This window comes from Streptomyces malachitofuscus, assembly GCF_055571035.1.
In genome coordinates this window covers 1-16,637 of record NZ_JBVIGA010000004.1, presented here as the reverse complement: position 1 = coordinate 16,637, position 16,637 = coordinate 1, and the positions used below count along the sequence as shown (strand labels likewise).

At 72.2% G+C, this 16,637-nt stretch carries 14 protein-coding genes; 10 read left to right on the top strand and 4 right to left on the bottom strand.

The window, feature by feature from the left end; all coding sequences use genetic code 11:
* Window positions 1-101 precede the first annotated feature (101 nt).
* The gene (locus ACZ44S_RS06740; protein WP_466925237.1) at window positions 102-1,433 is read left to right on the top strand and encodes a hemolysin family protein; all 1,332 of its coding nucleotides are present in this window, start codon (window positions 102-104) and stop codon (window positions 1,431-1,433) included.
* The gene (locus ACZ44S_RS06735) at window positions 1,430-2,506 is read left to right on the top strand and encodes a hemolysin family protein (RefSeq protein ID WP_466925235.1); all 1,077 of its coding nucleotides are present in this window, start codon (window positions 1,430-1,432) and stop codon (window positions 2,504-2,506) included. Before ACZ44S_RS06740 ends, ACZ44S_RS06735 begins: the two co-directional genes overlap by 4 nt.
* A gap of 94 nt (window positions 2,507-2,600) precedes the next feature.
* Here the strand turns inward: ACZ44S_RS06735 and ACZ44S_RS06730 are convergent, their stop codons facing one another.
* Together ACZ44S_RS06730 and ACZ44S_RS06725 are read right to left on the bottom strand one after the other, a co-directional pair.
* Window positions 2,601-4,463 carry an AAA family ATPase gene (locus ACZ44S_RS06730; RefSeq protein ID WP_466925232.1) on the bottom strand — a complete coding sequence of 621 codons (1,863 nt, stop codon included), beginning with the start codon at window positions 4,461-4,463 and terminating at the stop codon, window positions 2,601-2,603.
* A 430-nt stretch (window positions 4,464-4,893) separates the two neighbouring features.
* Window positions 4,894-5,592, bottom strand: coding sequence for a uridine kinase family protein (locus ACZ44S_RS06725; RefSeq protein ID WP_466925229.1), 699 nt, complete (start codon window positions 5,590-5,592; stop codon window positions 4,894-4,896).
* A gap of 166 nt (window positions 5,593-5,758) precedes the next feature.
* On the opposite strand from ACZ44S_RS06725, the gene ACZ44S_RS06720 reads away from it, so the two are divergent.
* The 3 genes from ACZ44S_RS06720 to ACZ44S_RS06710 all read left to right on the top strand — a co-directional run bounded on the left by ACZ44S_RS06720 (window position 5,759) and on the right by ACZ44S_RS06710 (window position 8,167).
* A complete protein-coding gene (locus ACZ44S_RS06720; RefSeq protein WP_466925226.1) occupies window positions 5,759-7,132 on the top strand; it encodes a peptidase C39 family protein in 1,374 nt (457 codons plus the stop codon).
* Between the two features lie 140 nt (window positions 7,133-7,272).
* Window positions 7,273-7,413 (top strand): SCO1431 family membrane protein, encoded by a 141-nt coding sequence (locus ACZ44S_RS06715; RefSeq protein ID WP_466925224.1) that lies wholly within the window; start codon window positions 7,273-7,275, stop codon window positions 7,411-7,413.
* A 97-nt stretch (window positions 7,414-7,510) separates the two neighbouring features.
* Window positions 7,511-8,167, top strand: a complete 657-nt coding sequence (locus ACZ44S_RS06710; protein ID WP_466925222.1) for a TetR/AcrR family transcriptional regulator — start codon at window positions 7,511-7,513, stop codon at window positions 8,165-8,167.
* 72 nt (window positions 8,168-8,239) lie between these two features.
* On the opposite strand, the gene ACZ44S_RS06705 is transcribed toward ACZ44S_RS06710, so the two are convergent.
* Window positions 8,240-9,478, bottom strand: a complete 1,239-nt coding sequence (locus ACZ44S_RS06705) for a glycoside hydrolase family 18 protein (RefSeq protein ID WP_466925219.1) — start codon at window positions 9,476-9,478, stop codon at window positions 8,240-8,242.
* 309 nt (window positions 9,479-9,787) lie between these two features.
* Between ACZ44S_RS06705 and ACZ44S_RS06700 the strand changes: the two genes are divergently transcribed.
* The gene (locus ACZ44S_RS06700) at window positions 9,788-10,960 is read left to right on the top strand and encodes an acyl-CoA dehydrogenase family protein (RefSeq protein ID WP_466925216.1); all 1,173 of its coding nucleotides are present in this window, start codon (window positions 9,788-9,790) and stop codon (window positions 10,958-10,960) included.
* Between the two features lie 334 nt (window positions 10,961-11,294).
* Here the strand turns inward: ACZ44S_RS06700 and ACZ44S_RS06695 are convergent, their stop codons facing one another.
* Window positions 11,295-11,729 (bottom strand): hypothetical protein, encoded by a 435-nt coding sequence (locus ACZ44S_RS06695; RefSeq protein WP_466925213.1) that lies wholly within the window; start codon window positions 11,727-11,729, stop codon window positions 11,295-11,297.
* A gap of 216 nt (window positions 11,730-11,945) precedes the next feature.
* Here ACZ44S_RS06695 and ACZ44S_RS06690 point away from each other — a divergent pair, with 216 nt between their 5' ends.
* The 4 genes from ACZ44S_RS06690 (at window position 11,946) to fxsA (ending at window position 16,458) form a co-directional block, all read left to right on the top strand.
* On the top strand, window positions 11,946-12,386 hold the full coding sequence (locus ACZ44S_RS06690; RefSeq protein WP_030867874.1) for an Lrp/AsnC family transcriptional regulator: 441 nt from the start codon (window positions 11,946-11,948) through the stop codon (window positions 12,384-12,386).
* A gap of 392 nt (window positions 12,387-12,778) precedes the next feature.
* Window positions 12,779-14,383 (top strand): amidohydrolase, encoded by a 1,605-nt coding sequence (locus ACZ44S_RS06685; RefSeq protein ID WP_466925211.1) that lies wholly within the window; start codon window positions 12,779-12,781, stop codon window positions 14,381-14,383.
* A 547-nt stretch (window positions 14,384-14,930) separates the two neighbouring features.
* Window positions 14,931-15,800 carry a polyprenol monophosphomannose synthase gene (locus tag ACZ44S_RS06680; RefSeq protein ID WP_466925210.1) on the top strand — a complete coding sequence of 290 codons (870 nt, stop codon included), beginning with the start codon at window positions 14,931-14,933 and terminating at the stop codon, window positions 15,798-15,800.
* Window positions 15,801-15,876: 76 nt separating this feature from the next.
* Complete coding sequence (fxsA, locus tag ACZ44S_RS06675; protein ID WP_466925208.1) at window positions 15,877-16,458, top strand: FxsA family membrane protein; 582 nt, start codon at window positions 15,877-15,879, stop codon at window positions 16,456-16,458.
* The last annotated feature ends 179 nt before the right edge of the window (window positions 16,459-16,637 follow it).

The window sequence follows — 16,637 nt, the reverse complement described above, 5'->3', positions numbered from 1 at the left end:
CCGGCGATGGACGGATCGTCCTGCAGTACCTGCGCCGCCCCCTGCCGACATAGCGCGGACCCGTGTTCCCGGGTTCGCGCGCATGTGGAGGCGGCGGCATCATGACCACCCCCCTGCTGCTGCTCGCAGCCGCGTTCGTACTGATTCTGGCCAACGGGTTCTTCGTGGCCGCGGAGTTCGGTCTGGTGACGGTCGAACGACCGGACGCCGAACAGGCCGCCGCGGCCGGCGACCGGCGCGCCCGCCGCGTCGTCGCGTCCCTCCGGGAGCTGTCCTTCCAGCTCTCCGGCACCCAGCTCGGCATCACCATCACCTCCCTCGTCGTCGGCATGCTGGCCCAGCCGGCCCTCGCCGGACTGCTGCACGGCCCCTTCACCGGCATCGGCATCCCCGAAGGCGCGGTACCCGGGGTGTCCGTCGTCGTCGGCATGCTGCTGGCCTCGGCGGTCCAGATGGTGATCGGTGAGCTCGTGCCCAAGAACTGGGCGGTGTCCCGCCCGATGCAGGTCGCACGCTTCGTGGCCGGCCCGCAGCACGCCTTCGCCCGGCTGTTCCGCCCGGTGATCGCCGGGCTGAACGCCGTGGCCAACCGTCTGGTGCGCGCCCTGGGCTTCGAGCCCGCCGAGGAGCTGGCCTCCGCCCGCACCCCCGGCGAACTCGTCTCCCTGGCCCGCCACTCCGCCCGGGCCGGCGCCCTCGAACAGGACACGGCCGACCTCTTCGTCCGCACCCTGTCCCTGGGCGAGCTGACCGCGCAGCACGTCATGACCCCCCGCGTGAAGGTCAGCGCCCTGCAGTCGTCGGCGACCGCCGAGGACGTGGTCAATCTGACCCGGGCCACCGGACTGTCCCGCTTCCCCGTGTACCGGGACCGGATCGACGAGATCGTCGGCATGGTCCATCTCAAGGACGCCCTGGCGGTACCCGCGCCCCACCGGCTGCGCACTCCCGTCGGCCGCATCGCCCGCCCGGCGCTGCTCGTCCCCGAGACCCTGCCCGTACGTCCGCTGCTCACGCGGCTGCGCAGCGAACAGCCCATCGCCGTCGTCGTCGACGAGTACGGCGGCACGGCCGGCGTGGTCACGCTGGAGGACATCGTCGAGGAGATCGTCGGAGAGGTGCGCGACGAGCACGACGGCCAGGACGTTCCCGAACTCGCCCCCGCGCCGCCGGAGGACGGCAACCCGGCCTGGGACGTCGACGGCGGAGTCCGCGTCGACACACTGCTGCGCATAGGCCTGGAGGTGCCCGAGGGGCCCTACGAGACGGTGGCCGGCCTGGTCGCCGACCTGCTCGGACGCATCCCGGCCGTCGGCGACCGCGCGGAACTGCCCGGCTGGCGCCTGTCGGTCCGTGCGGTCGGCCACTACCGCGCCGAGCGCGTCCGGCTGGTCAGAACGGCCCCGCTGCCTCTCGTGGAGGTGGCCGGATGAGCGTCCTGCAGCTCTTCTTCGCCGCGCTGCTCGTACTCGCCAACGGTTTCTTCGTCGGCGCCGAGTTCGCCCTGGTCTCCGTCCGCCGCAGTCAGATCGAACCCCTCGGCACCGCCCGCGCCCGTCAGGTGCTGTACGGCCTCGAGCATCTGCCGCAGATGATGGCGGCCGCCCAGTTCGGCATCACCGTCTGCTCGCTCACCCTGGGCGCGGTCGCCGAGCCGACGGTCGCCCATCTGCTCGAGCCGGCGTTCGTCGGGATGCACTTGCCGCACGGCATGATCCACCCGCTCGGCTATGTCATCGCGCTCGCCGTCGTGGTCTTCTTCCACCTCGTCATCGGGGAGATGGTCCCGAAGAACCTGGCCATGGCGGCACCGGAGACCGCCGCGCTGTGGCTGAGCCCCGGACTGGTCTGGTTCGCCCGGCTGTGCCGGCCGGTCACCGTCGCCCTCGGCGCCTGTGCCCAGGCCGTTCTGCGGCTGTTCCGCGTCGAGCCGAAGGACGAGGTCGAGGCCGTCTTCACCAGCGAGCAGCTCAACCGGCTGGTGGAGGACGCCGGCCAGGCGGGTCTCCTCGACCCCGAGGAGGCAGAACGCCTGGAGGACGCCCTGGAGCTGGGCTCCCGCCCGGTGACGGACGTCCTGCTGGACCGCGAGTCGCTGGTGACGGTCACGCCCGCGGTCACCCCTGGTGAGATCGTGGAGCTCACCGCCCGCACCGGCTACTCCCGCTTCCCGGTGGCCGCGGACGGTGGGGCCTTCATGGGGTACCTGCACGTCAAGGACGTGCTGGACCTGGAGGACTCCGACCGCGCCGTTCCGCAGCAGCTGTGGCGCCCCATGACCACCCTGCGCCCCGAGCTCCCCCTGGACGACGCCCTCACGGTGATGCGCCGCGCGGCGACCCACCTGGCCCAGGTCTCCGACGCCTCCGGCAAGGTCCTGGGCCTGGTCGCGCTGGAGGACGTCCTGGAACTCCTGGTGGGGGAGGTACGCGACCCCGCCCACAGAGAGGTCACCCTCACCCCCCAGAGATCAACCGACACCCCGGAACAAGCCCTGGCGACCTAGCTGGTGGGGTTCCCCCGCTCGAGCCGGGAGCGGGGGAGACACCCCTCCGGCGGGGCGAGCGAACACAGCCGCCGCCGGCTCGGCCCACCGGGCCTCACAACCCCGGTGGGTCCGCCGGCCCTCGCCCCGACAGCACTTCCCCGTACGCCTGCATGAGATCCGCCAGCCGCAACGTCGCCAGATCCTCGCGCGTCAGCTCACCGGGGTACACCGACAACCGCAGATCCCGATAGGCACAGCTCTTCTCGTACAGCGTCCGCAGGAACCGCCCGTTCCCCAACTCGTCGATCCACCCCTGCTCCACCACATGCCCGGCGATCGAGCGCAGTTCGTCCAGCGCCTCCTCGTCCCACACGTCTCCGTTCTCCGCCGCCAGCACCTCACCGATCGCGGTGAGCTCCAGCGGCCGGTACGACGGAAAGTCCACGCGTGTGGTGAAACGGGACGACAGCCCGGGGTTCGCGGCCAGCAACCGGTCCATGCCCTCCGGATACCCGGCGAGGATCACCACCAGGTGATCCCGATTGTCCTCGGCCCGCTTCAGCAGCACCTGAAGTGCCTCGTCCCCGTACGCGTCCCCCTTGCCGTACCCGGAGTTGGACAGGGAGTAGGCCTCGTCCACGAACAGCACCCCGCCGAGCGCGGAGTCGATCAGCTCATTGGCCTTCACCGCGGTCTGCCCGAGATACTCGCCCACCAGATCGGCCCGCTGGGCCTCCACCAGATGGTCACCGCCGAGCAGCCCGAGGGCGTAGAAGACGCGGCCCAAAATTCGGGCCACCGTGGTCTTCCCCGTTCCGGACGGCCCGGAGAAGACGAAATGCCGTTTCGGCGGTTGTACCGGCAGCCCCTGGCCGGCTCGCAACCGCGCCATGTTCAGCTGCGCCGACAACGCTTTGACCTGCCGTTTCACCGGCTCCAGGCCGACCATGCGCTCCAGTTCCGCGAGCGCCTCCTCGAGTAACGCGGGGTCGGTCGGTCCCGTCGGCAGCGGTGCCCCGGAACTGACCGCCCGCTCGCGCACACCCGGCCCGGTGACCGACGGCAGCGGAGCCGGCGGCGGCTCGGGCTCGGACAGCCGCAGGTCACGCCCCTCCGTGCCGAAGAGCGGGTCGAGGGTGTCGGGGCCGTCCATCATGTCCTGTCCGGCACCCGTCAAAGTGATCGAGGCGAGGTCGGCGGCATCGTCGTAGCCGTCGCCCTCGGCGATGGCGGCCAGCCGGGCGGAGGTGTCCATGAACGCCGGATCGACCCGGTGCACGGCCCGGTACAGGGGGAGCGCCGCGGCACTGCGGCCGGTGCCCTCATGGGCGCGCGCCAGCCAGTAGCGCAGCTCCTTGCGCTGCGGCTGTTCGCTGCGGCACCGCATCAGCGCCGCCGACAGCAGCGGTTCGGCCTGGCCGTACATCTCGAGCCGCACCCGCGCCATGCCGCCGAACAGGCCTGCCTCGATGCCCAGCATCGGGTCCTCGACCAGGGAGTCCGTGTGCCGGACCAGCTGCTCCCAGTCCTTGACGAGGTAGGCGCGGCAGGCGTGCAGGAAGCGGACCTGCGGGTCGGTGTCCACCGGGGGCAGTCCCGCGAGGGCCCGGTCCAGCTCGGGGACATGGCGGCCGTCCAGCCAGTGGGAGGCGTGCGCCAGCAGCAGGTCCCGGGGGCTCTCCAGCACCGGCTGCACCCACCAGCCGAGCCAGTACCAGGAGTTGAGCGTGCGCCGGTGCCGGGTGCGCTGTTCGCCGAAACGGTCCCGGTGCCGGAACATCCGCAGCAGCGCGGTCGTCGTGTCGACGCGCAGCGCGTGCAGTCCGAGCCAGCCGTCGGCCATCCCCGGGTCGATCCGCACCGCGGCCCGGAACTCCTCCTCGGCCTGCGGGTAAGCGCCCATGGTGTAGGCGTCCACGCCTCGCAGCCAGGCGAGGTCGGCCGGGGCCTGCGCGCCCTGCGTGCCGAAGTCCATCACGTCCCCCACAAACCGTGCCCCCGTCGGTGTGCCGGCCGGCCCTCGCCCGTCGGCTCCCTGTGGTCGAACCGCTGTACCGCGGACCGGAGTTGCAAGGTGCGCGAAGCAGTGTCCGTAGGTCGCACCGAGGGCATCGTACCTGCGGCGGCGTCACGTCCGCAGGGTGCCGTGCCCGTCGAGTCGCGAGGTGGGAGGGGCGGAGCGCCTCGACGTACGGTGACCCAGGGTGATCGTCATATGCCGCTGAGCGGTCGAAAAACGTGAAGAGGGCAGAACGAAGCCCCCGATCACGGGGGAACAACCGGGGGCTTCGTGTCTGCGGGCGACTCCGAAGAGCCGCACATTGAGAACGTAAGACCTGTACGGGCCCCCGGTCAAGCGGAGTTGGGGGACTGCGGCAACTTGTCCGGGACCACTCTTCACGAGTTCACCACATTGCCGACGGTCCATCACCCTGCGTGAACGAAGTGGTGGACGCGTCCGTCCCGGCAGGCCCGTTGAGCACCTCATATCCCTCCGTGCACTGCCGCACCAGAAGGTCGGCGAAGGGGCGTGAGGGATCGCCGGCGAAGTGCTCGCGTTCCGCGCGCACCCAACCGTCCCAGAACTCCCGCTGCTCCTCGCCGTCCCGCGCCCGGCCACGCGCCCAGGACTCCTCGCGGGGCAGGTCCATCCACAGCAGCAGCGCCAGATGCGGGCGCAGCGCCCGGCGTCCCGCGCCGACACCCTCCACGACGATCACCGGCGCCGGAGGGAGCGGGCGGGGCGGTCCGAAGCGCCGGGTGCGCCAGTCGTACGGGGCGTAGTGCGCGGTCTCGCCGCGCCCGAGCGGCTCGATCACCTCGCTCAGCAGCCGTCCGGTCCAGTCGAACAGTTCCGTGTGGGCGGCGACGTCGTCCAGCCGCAGTACCGGGGCGCCGTCCAGCGCCTCGGCCAGCCGGCCGGCGAAGGTCGACTTACCGGAGCCGGCGTGCCCGTCGACACCGACGAGCCGGACCGGGCCGCAGGAGGGGGCGAGCCGGCGGATGCGGGAGGCGAGATCGTGAATGGCTGGTTCCCGGAGGTGAGGGGCTGACGGGAGCACTCTAGGCCCCGGGTCCGGCGTGGCTGCCGCAGGTCCCGCCATTGGTCGAGTCCCATGTTGGTCGGGTGAGGCACGGCCGGGGTGCTGGCAGGACGCGCCCGGCTGCGTCCATAGTTGGCGCACACCCGTTTCATCCGGCGGACGCACACCGTCCGTCCGGCCGTGCACTGGTCCTGTCCCGACTCCGACACCTGGGGGTCCTCGACCCATGAGCAGAGCCGAACTGCCGTCCCGCAGAACCCTCCTGACCGCGGCGGTCGTCGCCACCGTCGCCGGGAGCGCGGGCCCGGCCTACGCCGGTACCACGACCGCCGGCGCCCCCGACACGACCGGCGGCGGGCGGGCTCCCGCCCGCACCGTCGACAACCGGGCCTGGACCTCGTACACCGACTGGCGCAGCGGCACCGCCGACGGGACCCGCGCGGTCGCCGGTGCCCGCCCCGGTCTGGTGATCGCGAGGGCCGCCGGCACCATCGACTACACCGACCCGCACACCGGCCGCACGGCCGCCTGGGAGTACGCGACCTGGACGTCGCCCGTGCACCGTCTCCGGGTTCCGGCCACGGAGGCCATCGCCTCCTGGAACGCGCACACCCCCGAGGGCACCTGGCTCCAGGTCGAGCTGAAGGGCACGTACTCCGACGGCACGGACACCCCCTGGTACGTCCTGGGCCGCTGGGCGGCCGGGGACCAGGACATCCGGCGTACCTCGGTGGACGACCAGGGCGACGGGAAGAGCAGCGTCTGGACGGACACGTTCGCCGTCGACGACGCCGCCTCGGGCCTCCGCCTGGTCTCCTACCGGCTGCGTCTCACCCTCCACCGCCGTCCCGGCACCCGCCTCACCCCGACCGTGTGGCGGGCCGGTGCGATGGGCTCCGACGTCCCCGACCGGTTCACCGTCCCCGCCTCCACGCCCCGCCTGGCCCGGGAACTGATCGTCCCGCGCTACTCCCAGGAGATCCACAAGGGCCAGTACCCGGAGTACGACAACGGCGGCGAGGCCTGGTGCAGCCCGACCTCCTCCCAGATGATCATCGAGTACTGGGGCGGCAGGCTCACCGAGGAGCAGCTGGCCTGGGTCGACCCCTCCTTCGCCGACCCGCAGATCTGCCACGCGGCCCGGTACACGTACGACTACCAGTACGCCGGCTGCGGCAACTGGCCGTTCAACGCCGCCTACGCGGCCACCTTCAAGGGCCTGCAGTCAGTGGTCACCCGCCTCCGCTCCCTCACCGACCTGGAGACGCTGATCGCCGCCGGCATCCCGGCCATAACGTCCCAGTCGTTCCTTCAGGAGGAGCTGACCGGGGCCGGGTACGGCACGTCCGGGCACCTGATGACCGTGATCGGCTTCACCGCCGACGGTGATGTGATCGCCAACGACCCCGCCTCGGACGACAACGAAGCCGTGCGCCGCGTCTACCGGCGGCGCGAGTGGGAGAACATCTGGCTGCGGACCAAGCGGTACAACGCCTCCGGCAAGGTCGTCTCCGGCACCGGTGGGGTCTGCTACCTGTACTTCCCGGCACATCCGACCCCGCGCCAGCGGACGGCGCTCGCGGCGGTGGGAGTGCGCTGAGCCCGTTCGGCGGACGGGCCCCGGTGAGCCGGGGCCCGTCGGCGTGTGAGCAACGTCTCGACCGCGAAAGCCGCTCACGGTGGCAAGGTGGACGAAGCCGCATGGGGGAGTCCAGGTACCACCGAGACCAGCGAGAAGCCATGACCGCGAACGCAGCCACCGTCACCCGCGCCCGCACCGGCGGCCCCCGGGAGGACGGACCGAAGATCCTCGAGCACGTCATGGGATGGCTGCTCGTCGTGGTCCTCGCGATGCTCGTGACCCAGCTGGGACTGCTGTAACCCGGAGGCCTCCAGGGGCCGCACGACCCGGTCCGGCGCCCGACCTGCCATACTGCGGCGGGATTGTCCCGCCGCCCGCAGGAGACCTGGGTCGAAAGTGAACATCAGCAAGCAGCCCGCCGTGCGCCCCGGAGCGCGCGGTACCCAGCGCTCGTCGGCCCGCCGGGCCGAACTCATAGCCGTCGGGCGGAAGTTGTTCGCCGACACTTCCTACGACGCGCTGTCGATGGACGACATCGCACGCCAGGCGCAGGTCGCCAAAGGGCTGATCTACTACTACTTCCACTCCAAGCGGGGCTACTACCTGGCGATCATCCAGGACTCGGTGGCCGGTCTGGTCACCCACGCGGCCGGCGGGGCCGAACTGCCGCCCGTGGAGCGGGTGCAGCGCACCATCGACAGTTATCTGCGGTACGCCGAGCACAACCAGGCCGCCTATCGCGCGATCGTCGCCGGCGGCGTCGGCTTCGACACCGAGGTGCACGCCATCCGGGACGGGGTGCGCGAGGCGATCGTCGCGACCATCGCCGAGGGCGCGTACGGCCGCACCGACATCGCCCCGGTGGCGCGGATGGGACTGCTGGCCTGGGTGTGCAGCGTCGAGGGCGCCGCGCTCGCCTGGATCGACCGTGGTGATCTGCCGCGCGAGACCATGTGCGAGCTGCTGGTGAAGACGCTCGGCGGGGCCATGCGCGCCATCGAGGAACTGGATCCCTCCCACCCGGCACCGGCACCCGCGCGCCGCGACGCCTGAGCCGGACCGGGCACAGCGACAGGGGGCGGAGGTCCCCCGTGGAACCCCCGCCCCCCGCGCACCCCGGAGGGGCTAACGGATCGCCTTGATCAGCTCCCCGCTCGCGGTGTCGCCGCTCAGCTCCCAGAAGAACGTGCCGCCCAGACCCTGCTGGTCCTTGTAGTTCATTTTGGTCGCGATGGTGGCCGGGGTGTCGTAGCTCCACCATTCGCTGCCGCACTTGGCGTAGGCGGTGCCGCCGACCGTGCCGGTCGCCGGGCACGCGGCCTTGAGCACCTTGTAGTCGTCGATGCCCGGCTCGTACGTACCGGGTGCGGGCCCCGTCGCCGTGCCGCCCGGCGCCGATTGCGTCACCCCGGTCCAGCCCCGGCCGTAGAAGCCGATGCCGAGCAGCAGCTTGCCGGCGGGGATGCCGAGACCCTTGAGCTTCGCGATGGTGGCCGAGCTGTGGAAGTCCGCCTTCGGAATGCCGTCGTACGAGGTCAGCGCCGAGTGCGGGGCGGTGGGCCCGGCGGCGTCCCAGGCGCCGAAGAAGTCGTACGTCATCGGGTTGTACCAGTCGACGTACTGGGCGGCGCCCGCGTAGTCCGCCGCGTCGATCTTGCCGCCCGGGGTGGCGTCCGCCGTGATCGCCGCGGTGACCAGGTTCCCGGTGCCGAACTGGGCGCGCAGCGCCGACATCAGGTTCCGGAAGGCGTCCCGGCCGCTGGAGTCGCAGGTGGCGCCGCAGGCGTTGGGATACTCCCAGTCGATGTCGATGCCGTCGAAGACGTCGGCCCACCGGGAGTTCTCGACCAGGTCGTAGCAGGAACGGGCGAACGCGGCCGGGTTCTTCGACGCCTCGCCGAAGCCGCCGGACCAGGTCCAGCCGCCGAAGGACCACAGGACCTTCAGGCCGGGGTGCTTCTTCTTCAGTTCGCGCAACTGGTTGAAGGTGCCACGCAAGGGCTGGTCCCAGGTGTCGGCGACACCGTCGACGGACTCGGCCGCCGTGTAGCTGCGCTCCGTCGCGGCGTACGAGTCGCCCATCGCGCACTTGCCGCCGGTGACGTTGCCGAAGGCGTAGTTGATGTGGGTGAGCCGCTCCGCGGAGCCGGACGTCTCGATGTTCTTGACGTAGTACTTCCGGTCGTAGGTGCCCCATTCGGTGAAGTAGCCGATGACCTTGGACCCGGCGGCGGCCTCCTGAGCCGAGGTCGCGGCGGCGGCGGTCGTGGCGCCTGTGCCGGCGAGCAGTCCGGCGCCGAGCACGGCGGCGCAGGCGGCGGACAGGAGCGCCCGCAGCCTGCGGGGGCGGTGGGGGGATTGCATTCGGTGACTCCTCGTGGGGGGAGGGGAGCGCGAATCGGTGGAGCCAAACCCTAGGAGGACTAGACCAGTTGGTCAATGGTGCGGACCAATGGGGACCGGCGGAGGGTGTGGCGAAGGTATCTTCGGTGAGCGCTCGTTAACTGGTGACTCGATGCCGCCGATCGGGCATACTCACAGCGCACAGCCGCTGGTCAGCAGCTTCCGAGACCCGGGAGTGCGAGCATCGGCCAGGCACCGATACGACCCCGGCGGAGCCGCCCCCACCCAAGGCGCACGCCGATGTGCCCGAACAGGGAGGAGAGCGTCGCCATGCCCGACCGCGCCCCGCAGCCGGTGGACCGGCAACTGCCCACGGACGAGGCCCGGGACCTCATCTCGCTCGTCCGTGACATCGCGCAGCACGAGATCGCCCCCACGGCGGCCGAGGAGGAGGACGCGGGACGCTTCCCCCGCGAGCTCTTCACCCGGCTCTCCGAGCTGGGCCTGCTGGGCCTGCCCTACGACGCCGAGTACGGCGGCGGCGAGCAGCCCTACGAGGTCTACCTCCAGGTCCTCGAAGAACTCGCCACGGCCCGACTCACCGTCGGCCTGGGCGTCAGCGTGCACACCCTGGCCTGTTACGCGCTCGCCGCCTTCGGCGCCAAGGAGCAGCAGGCGGAGCACCTCAACGCGATGTTCGACGGCGGCCTGCTCGGCGCCTACTGCCTCTCGGAGCCCGCCTCCGGCTCGGACGCGGCCTCGCTGCGCACCAAGGCTGTGCGCGACGGCGACACCTGGGTGATCACCGGTACCAAGGCCTGGATCACCCACGGAGGCATCGCCGACTTCTACACGGTCATGGCCCGCACCGGCGAGGAGGGCCCGCGCGGGATCACCGCGTTCCTCGTGCCCGGCGACGCCGACGGGCTGAGCGCCGCAGTACCGGAGAGGAAAATGGGCATGAAGGGCTCGCCCACCGCCCAGGTCCACTTCGACGGAGTCCGGATCCCCGACACGCGGCGCATCGGCGAGGAGGGGCAGGGCTTCGCGATCGCCCTGTCGGCCCTGGACGGCGGCCGGCTCGGCATCGCCGCCTGCGCCGTCGGCCTGGCCCAGGCGGCGCTCGACGCGGCGCTCGCGTACGCGACCGAGCGTCGGCAGTTCGGCAAGCCCATCGCCGACTTCCAGGGACTGCGCTTCATGCTCGCCGACATGGCCACACAGATCGAGGCCGGACGCGCGCTGTATCTGGCGGCGGCCCGGCTGCGCGACGCGGGGCGGCCGTTCGCCAAGCAGGCCGCCATGGCCAAGCTCCACTGCACCGACACGGCCATGCGGGTCACCACCGACGCCGTGCAGATCCTCGGCGGCTACGGCTACACCGCGGACTTCCCGGCCGAGCGCTATATGCGCGAGGCCAAGGTGCTGCAGATCGTCGAGGGCACCAATCAGATCCAGCGCATGGTCATCGCCCGCCACCTCGCGGGGCCGGAGACGCGCTGAACCGACCGAGCTCCCGCCAGGGCGCGGCGAGCCGGGTCCACTCCGGGTCGTGCCGCCCGGGCAGCGTACGGCCCCGGTCGGCCCAGGTCCGCATGAGCTCGCGGTAGATCGGCGGATCCGGGAGCTGGGGCGGGGCGGGTACGGCCGCCTCCAAGGGAGGCGGCACGAAGACACGGCGTTGACGCCCGGTCGTCGAGTACGTGGGGGTCGTCATGCCTGGGCAACGCGGGAGCGACCGGACGGGTCACCGAACGCCGGAATAGGGCGTGCGTTCGCGGCCGTCCCGTACGGCGGACGAGGGTGACGCACGGCGCCACCCTCCTGCCGCGTGTGCTCAGGCGGCGTGGCGCCGCATAGACGGGACCCTGATCGGGCGCGAACCCGGGCCGCCGACGTGCGAGAACGGCTGCATGCGCCAGTCGAGCCCCTGAGGGAGCGTCAACAGCAGGGCCGTGTCCTGCTCCTGGGGCTCGACGGACTCGTCCGCCGGCCGCGCCTCGGAGGCCCGGCGGCCGGTACCGGCACAGACGGTGAGTCCGAACGGGTTCCACGGCGAGGCGCACAGCGCGTGCTCCGGCAGGACGTCCTCGTCCGCCAGCAGGGCGATGGGCTGCGCGCAGTCCGGGCAAGTCACCCGGTACATCTCGAAGGTGTCGTACGCGTCGGATTCGTCGTCCAGGGCGTCGGGTTCGACGTACTCCGGCTCGGGCGTGACGACCGGCTGCTGCCGCTTGGACGTGGTACGACCAAGGCGCTTAAGACTCTGCATTGGGTTCTCCCCCTCGGGCTGGGCCGTGAAGGCGCTGCGGCCTCGACCACAGCAAGCACTTCCCGTCGCCCTCGGGGCGTAATCACGAGAACATCACGGAGACCGTCCGAAGGCTGTGGCGTTCGTCACATGCCGCTCGCAGGTGCCCCGCGCGGTGACTCCGCAGCCCCCGCTCCGGTATCCGAGGCGATCAAGTGCACTGTAGGTTCTTGCGCCATGGAGGAGCTGGACCGACAGATCGTGCAGCTGCTCGTCAAGGACGGGCGGATGAGCTACACAGACCTGGGCAAGGCCACGGGCCTGTCCACGTCGGCCGTGCACCAGCGGGTGCGCCGGCTGGAGCAGCGTGGCGTCATCCGCGGCTATGCCGCGGTCGTCGACCCGGAGGCCGTCGGGCTGCCCATGACCGCGTTCATCTCGGTCAAACCCTTCGACCCCAGCGCCCCCGACGACATCGCGGACCGCCTCGCCGGTGTGCCGGAGATCGAGGCTTGCCACAGTGTGGCGGGCGACGAGAACTACATCCTCAAGGTGCGCGTGTCCACACCGCACGAACTGGAGGAACTCCTCGCCCGGGTACGCTCCCTGGCCGGCGTCTCGACCCGCACGACGGTGGTCCTCTCCACCCCGTACGAGGCCCGCCCACCGCGCATCTGAGCGGGGCGGATTTCGCGCGCCGGGGTGGGTGTCGGCCGGGGGTTGATTGCGCAGCCCGGCGCTTACGGGGTGCCTCCCCCACTCTCGGCTGCGCTCGAGCGGGAGGTACCCCCACCGCCCTGCGGCACGACTGCCCGCGGGAACGCGGGAGCGGCGGCACCACTGCCCGTCCCCTCCCCGCCCACGGCGGGGCGGGGACGGGGCGGGGGTGTTCGCCCGCAGTGGCCGGCGCGTCCGCACCCCACACCCCCACCAACAAGCTCCATCGCGCCAGTCCGAGGACGGACACCCCCGCCCCGTCCCCGCGCCACCCACCCACCACAGGCGGCCCCGCGCCCGCCCGACCGGGCCCTGCGTACGGCGCGCCCGGCCGGACGCGGGAGACTGTGGGCATGAGTGAACGCACCGTCCCGCCGCACACCGTCCTGCTTCGCCGCGGAGAGGTCCACAGCCCCGCCGACCCCTTCGCGACCGCGATGGTCGTCGAGCGCGGCCAGGTTGCCTGGGTCGGCTCCGAGGGTGCCGCCGACGCCTTCGCGGACGGCGTCGACGAGGTGGTCGACCTCGACGGTGCGCTCGTGACCCCCGCGTTCACGGACGCGCACGTCCACACCACCGCCACCGGCCTCGCTCTCACCGGACTCGACCTGTCCGCCGCGACCTCGCTCGAGGCCGCGCTCGCCCGCGTACGGGAGTTCGCCGCCGCCCGCCCGGACGACCGCGTGCTGCTCGGCCACGGCTGGGACGCCGCCCGCTGGCCCGGCGGCCGCCCCCCGACCCGCGCGGAACTCGACGAGGCCACCGGCGGCCGTCCCCTCTACCTCAGCCGGATCGACGTGCACTCCGCCGTCGTCACCACCGCGCTGCTCGACCTCGTCGCGGGCGCCGTCACCCGCGAGGACCGCCCGCTCACCGGGGACGACCACCACGCGGTGCGCGCCGCCGCACTGGGCGCCGTCACCCCGGCCCAGCGTGCCGAGGCCCAGCGGGCCGCCCTCGCCCACGCCGTATCCCTCGGCATCGGCACGGTCCACGAGTGCGGCGGACCGGAGATCTCCTCCGAGGACGACTTCACCGGCCTGCTGCGGCTCGCCGCCGACGGGCACGGCCCGCGTGTCGTCGGCTACTGGGCCGAACAGGACGTCGCCAAGGCCCGCGAACTGGGCGCGATCGGCGCCGCCGGTGACCTGTTCGCCGACGGCGCCCTGGGCTCGCACACCGCCTGCCTGCACGAGCCCTACGCCGACGCCGGTCACACCGGTACCGCCCACCTGGATGCCGCCGCGGTGGCCGCCCACGTCGCCGAGTGCACCGAGGCGGGACTCCAGGCGGGCTTCCACGCCATCGGCGACGCCGCGGTGAGCGCCGTGGTGGACGGCCTGCGCGCCGCCGCCGAGAAGGTCGGCCTCGCCCGCGTCCGCGCCGCCCGGCACCGCGTCGAACACGCCGAGATGCTCACCCCCGAGACCATCGCCGCCTTCGCCGAACTCGGCCTGACCGCCTCCGTCCAGCCCGCCTTCGACTCCCTGTGGGGCGGTGAGGAGGGCATGTACGCCCGGCGCCTCGGCAGGGAGCGGGCCCGCACCCTCAACCCGTTCGCGGCGCTGCTGCGGGCCGGTGTCCCGCTGGCCTTCGGGTCCGACAGCCCGGTCACCCCCCTCGACCCGTGGGGCACGGTCCGCGCCGCGGCCTTCCACCGCACCCCGGAGCACCGTGTCTCCGTGCGCGCCGCCTTCACCGCCCACACGCGCGGCGGCTGGCGCGCCGTCGGACGCGACGACGCGGGCGTCCTGGTGCCCGGCGCACCCGCCGACTACGCCGTCTGGCACACCGGTGAACTCGTGGTCCAGGCGCCCGACGACCGGGTGGCCCGCTGGTCCACCGACCCCCGCTCCGGCACCCCCGGTCTGCCCGACCTCACTCCTGGCCATGACCTGCCCGTCTGCCTGCGCACGGTGGTCGGCGGGCGCACGGTCTTCGTACGGCCGGGCGAGTGATCTACGAGGTCGGCGCGACGACGATCATGCACCGCGCCTCTCGTTCGCGACCTGCGCATCCTCGCCGCTGACCAGGCATTTGAACCACATTACGCAGGTCAAACGACTGTTGACAGGCGACGGCAGGGGGCCGGTAGGTTCGGCCGGGTCCACCACCGGACGCCCGACCGGGGAACTTCCGGCCACTCGGGTCAGCGCCGCTGGGTCAGGGACGGTGTGCCGCACCGGCGCACCGCCACTGGGAGCCAGGCTCAGCGTCGGCGCGGTAACGAGGGAACGTTCCAGCCGGCCGGGGAGGTGCGACCCCGGGTGGGGCCCGGGCGCTCAGTAGACAACGGCTTCAGGTCGATCCGCAGCCGGCGGATCCCAGGCCGGCCCGAAGGGCGCCGGGCCCCCATCCGCTGCCGCACCCCGTCCGCGGCGCGGCCCAAAAGCCTATTGCTACCCGATCTCCGGTGAACGACACCGCCATAGGAACGGCCTGCGCGTCGACGCGAACCCCGACGACTATGGTGGGACCCTGCGCACAGGACATGAAGGGGCAGCAGTGGACGACGGCGACGGGACCCTCGAGGCGGGATCCCAGGGGCGGACCTTCGGCCCGCTCGGTACGGCTTTGGTGATCATTCCGACCTACAACGAGGCGGAGAACATCAAGGCGATCGTGGGCCGGGTGCGCGAGGCCGTCCCCGAGGCGCACGTTCTCGTGGCCGACGACAACAGCCCCGACGGCACCGGCAAGCTCGCCGACGAGCTGGCCGCCGGGGATGATCACGTCCAGGTGCTGCACCGCAAGGGCAAGGAGGGCCTGGGCGCGGCCTACCTCGCCGGATTCCGCTGGGGCATCGAGCACGGCTACGGCGTACTGATCGAGATGGACGCCGACGGTTCCCACCAGCCCGAGGAACTGCCCCGCCTGCTGACCGCCCTCAAGGGCGCCGACCTCGTGCTCGGTTCGCGCTGGGTGCCCGGCGGCCGGGTGGTGAACTGGCCGAAGTCCCGCGAGTTCATCTCGCGCGGGGGCAGCCTCTACTCCCGGATGGCGCTCGACCTCCCGCTGCGTGACATCACCGGCGGCTTCCGCGCGTTCCGCCGGGAGACCTTGGAGGGACTCGGTCTGGAAGAGGTGGCCTCCCAGGGGTACTGCTTCCAGGTCGACCTGGCCCGCCGCGCGGTCAAGGCGGGCTACCACGTCGTCGAGGTGCCGATCACCTTCGTCGAGCGCGAGCTCGGCGACTCGAAGATGAGCCGCGACATCCTGGTCGAGGCACTGTGGCGGGTCACCGCGTGGGGCGTGGGGGAGCGCGTCGGCAAGGTCCTGGGACGCGGCGACAACAAGCACCCCAGGCCGGACGGAAAGCAGCCCGAGCCGGACGTCGCGCGGTCCGAGCCGAAGGCCGGGCAGACCGAGGCGTAGGCGTACGGCAGGCCGCCGACTGTCCGTCCTCCCCCCGCTTATCCCGCTCTGAGCGGGGCCCAGGCACACTGGGACCATGACGACTGGCGCTCAGACCCCGCATCCCGTCCGGCCCCGGCGCTCCCGGCTGCGCGCTGTCCTGCCGCTCGCCGTCGCCGCGTGGTTCGTTCTGGAGATCTGGCTGCTCACGGTGGTCGCCGGGGCGTCGAACGGCCTGGTGGTCCTCCTCGTTCTGCTCGCCGGTCTGGTCCTCGGCTCGGTCGTCATCAAGCGGGCCGGCCGACGGGCCTTCAAGAACCTCACCGAGACGCTGCAACAGCAGCAGAGCGGCGTGGCACCCGAAGCCCGGCCGAACAGCGAGGGCAACGGCCTGATGATGCTGGGCGGCCTGCTCCTGATCATCCCCGGCCTGGTCTCGGACGCACTCGGGCTGCTCCTGCTGGTGCCCCCGGTCCAGAAGGCCGTGAGCCGCTATGCCGAGCGCACCTTCGAGCGCAAGCTGCGTGAGGCCGCGCACGGATCCCTGGGCGACGCCTTCCAGCAGGCCCGTATCCACCGGCCCGACGGCAAGGTCGTCCAGGGCGAGGTCGTCCGCGACGAGCCCGGGAGCACCGGTGGGGACGCCCCGCAGGGCCCGCCTCCGCCGCTGACCCGCTAGGTCCCGTTGGCGGGGACGCTTCGGAGCCGCCCGCCGCGGCGAACGCACGCGAACAGGACCGTGGGGGGGGGGGGGGGGGGGGGGGGGGGGGGGGGGGGGGGGTGGTGGGGTGGGGGGGGGGGGGGGGGGGGGGGGCGGTGGGGGGGCGGGCAGAGGCCGTGGCCGACGCGTGCATCGTG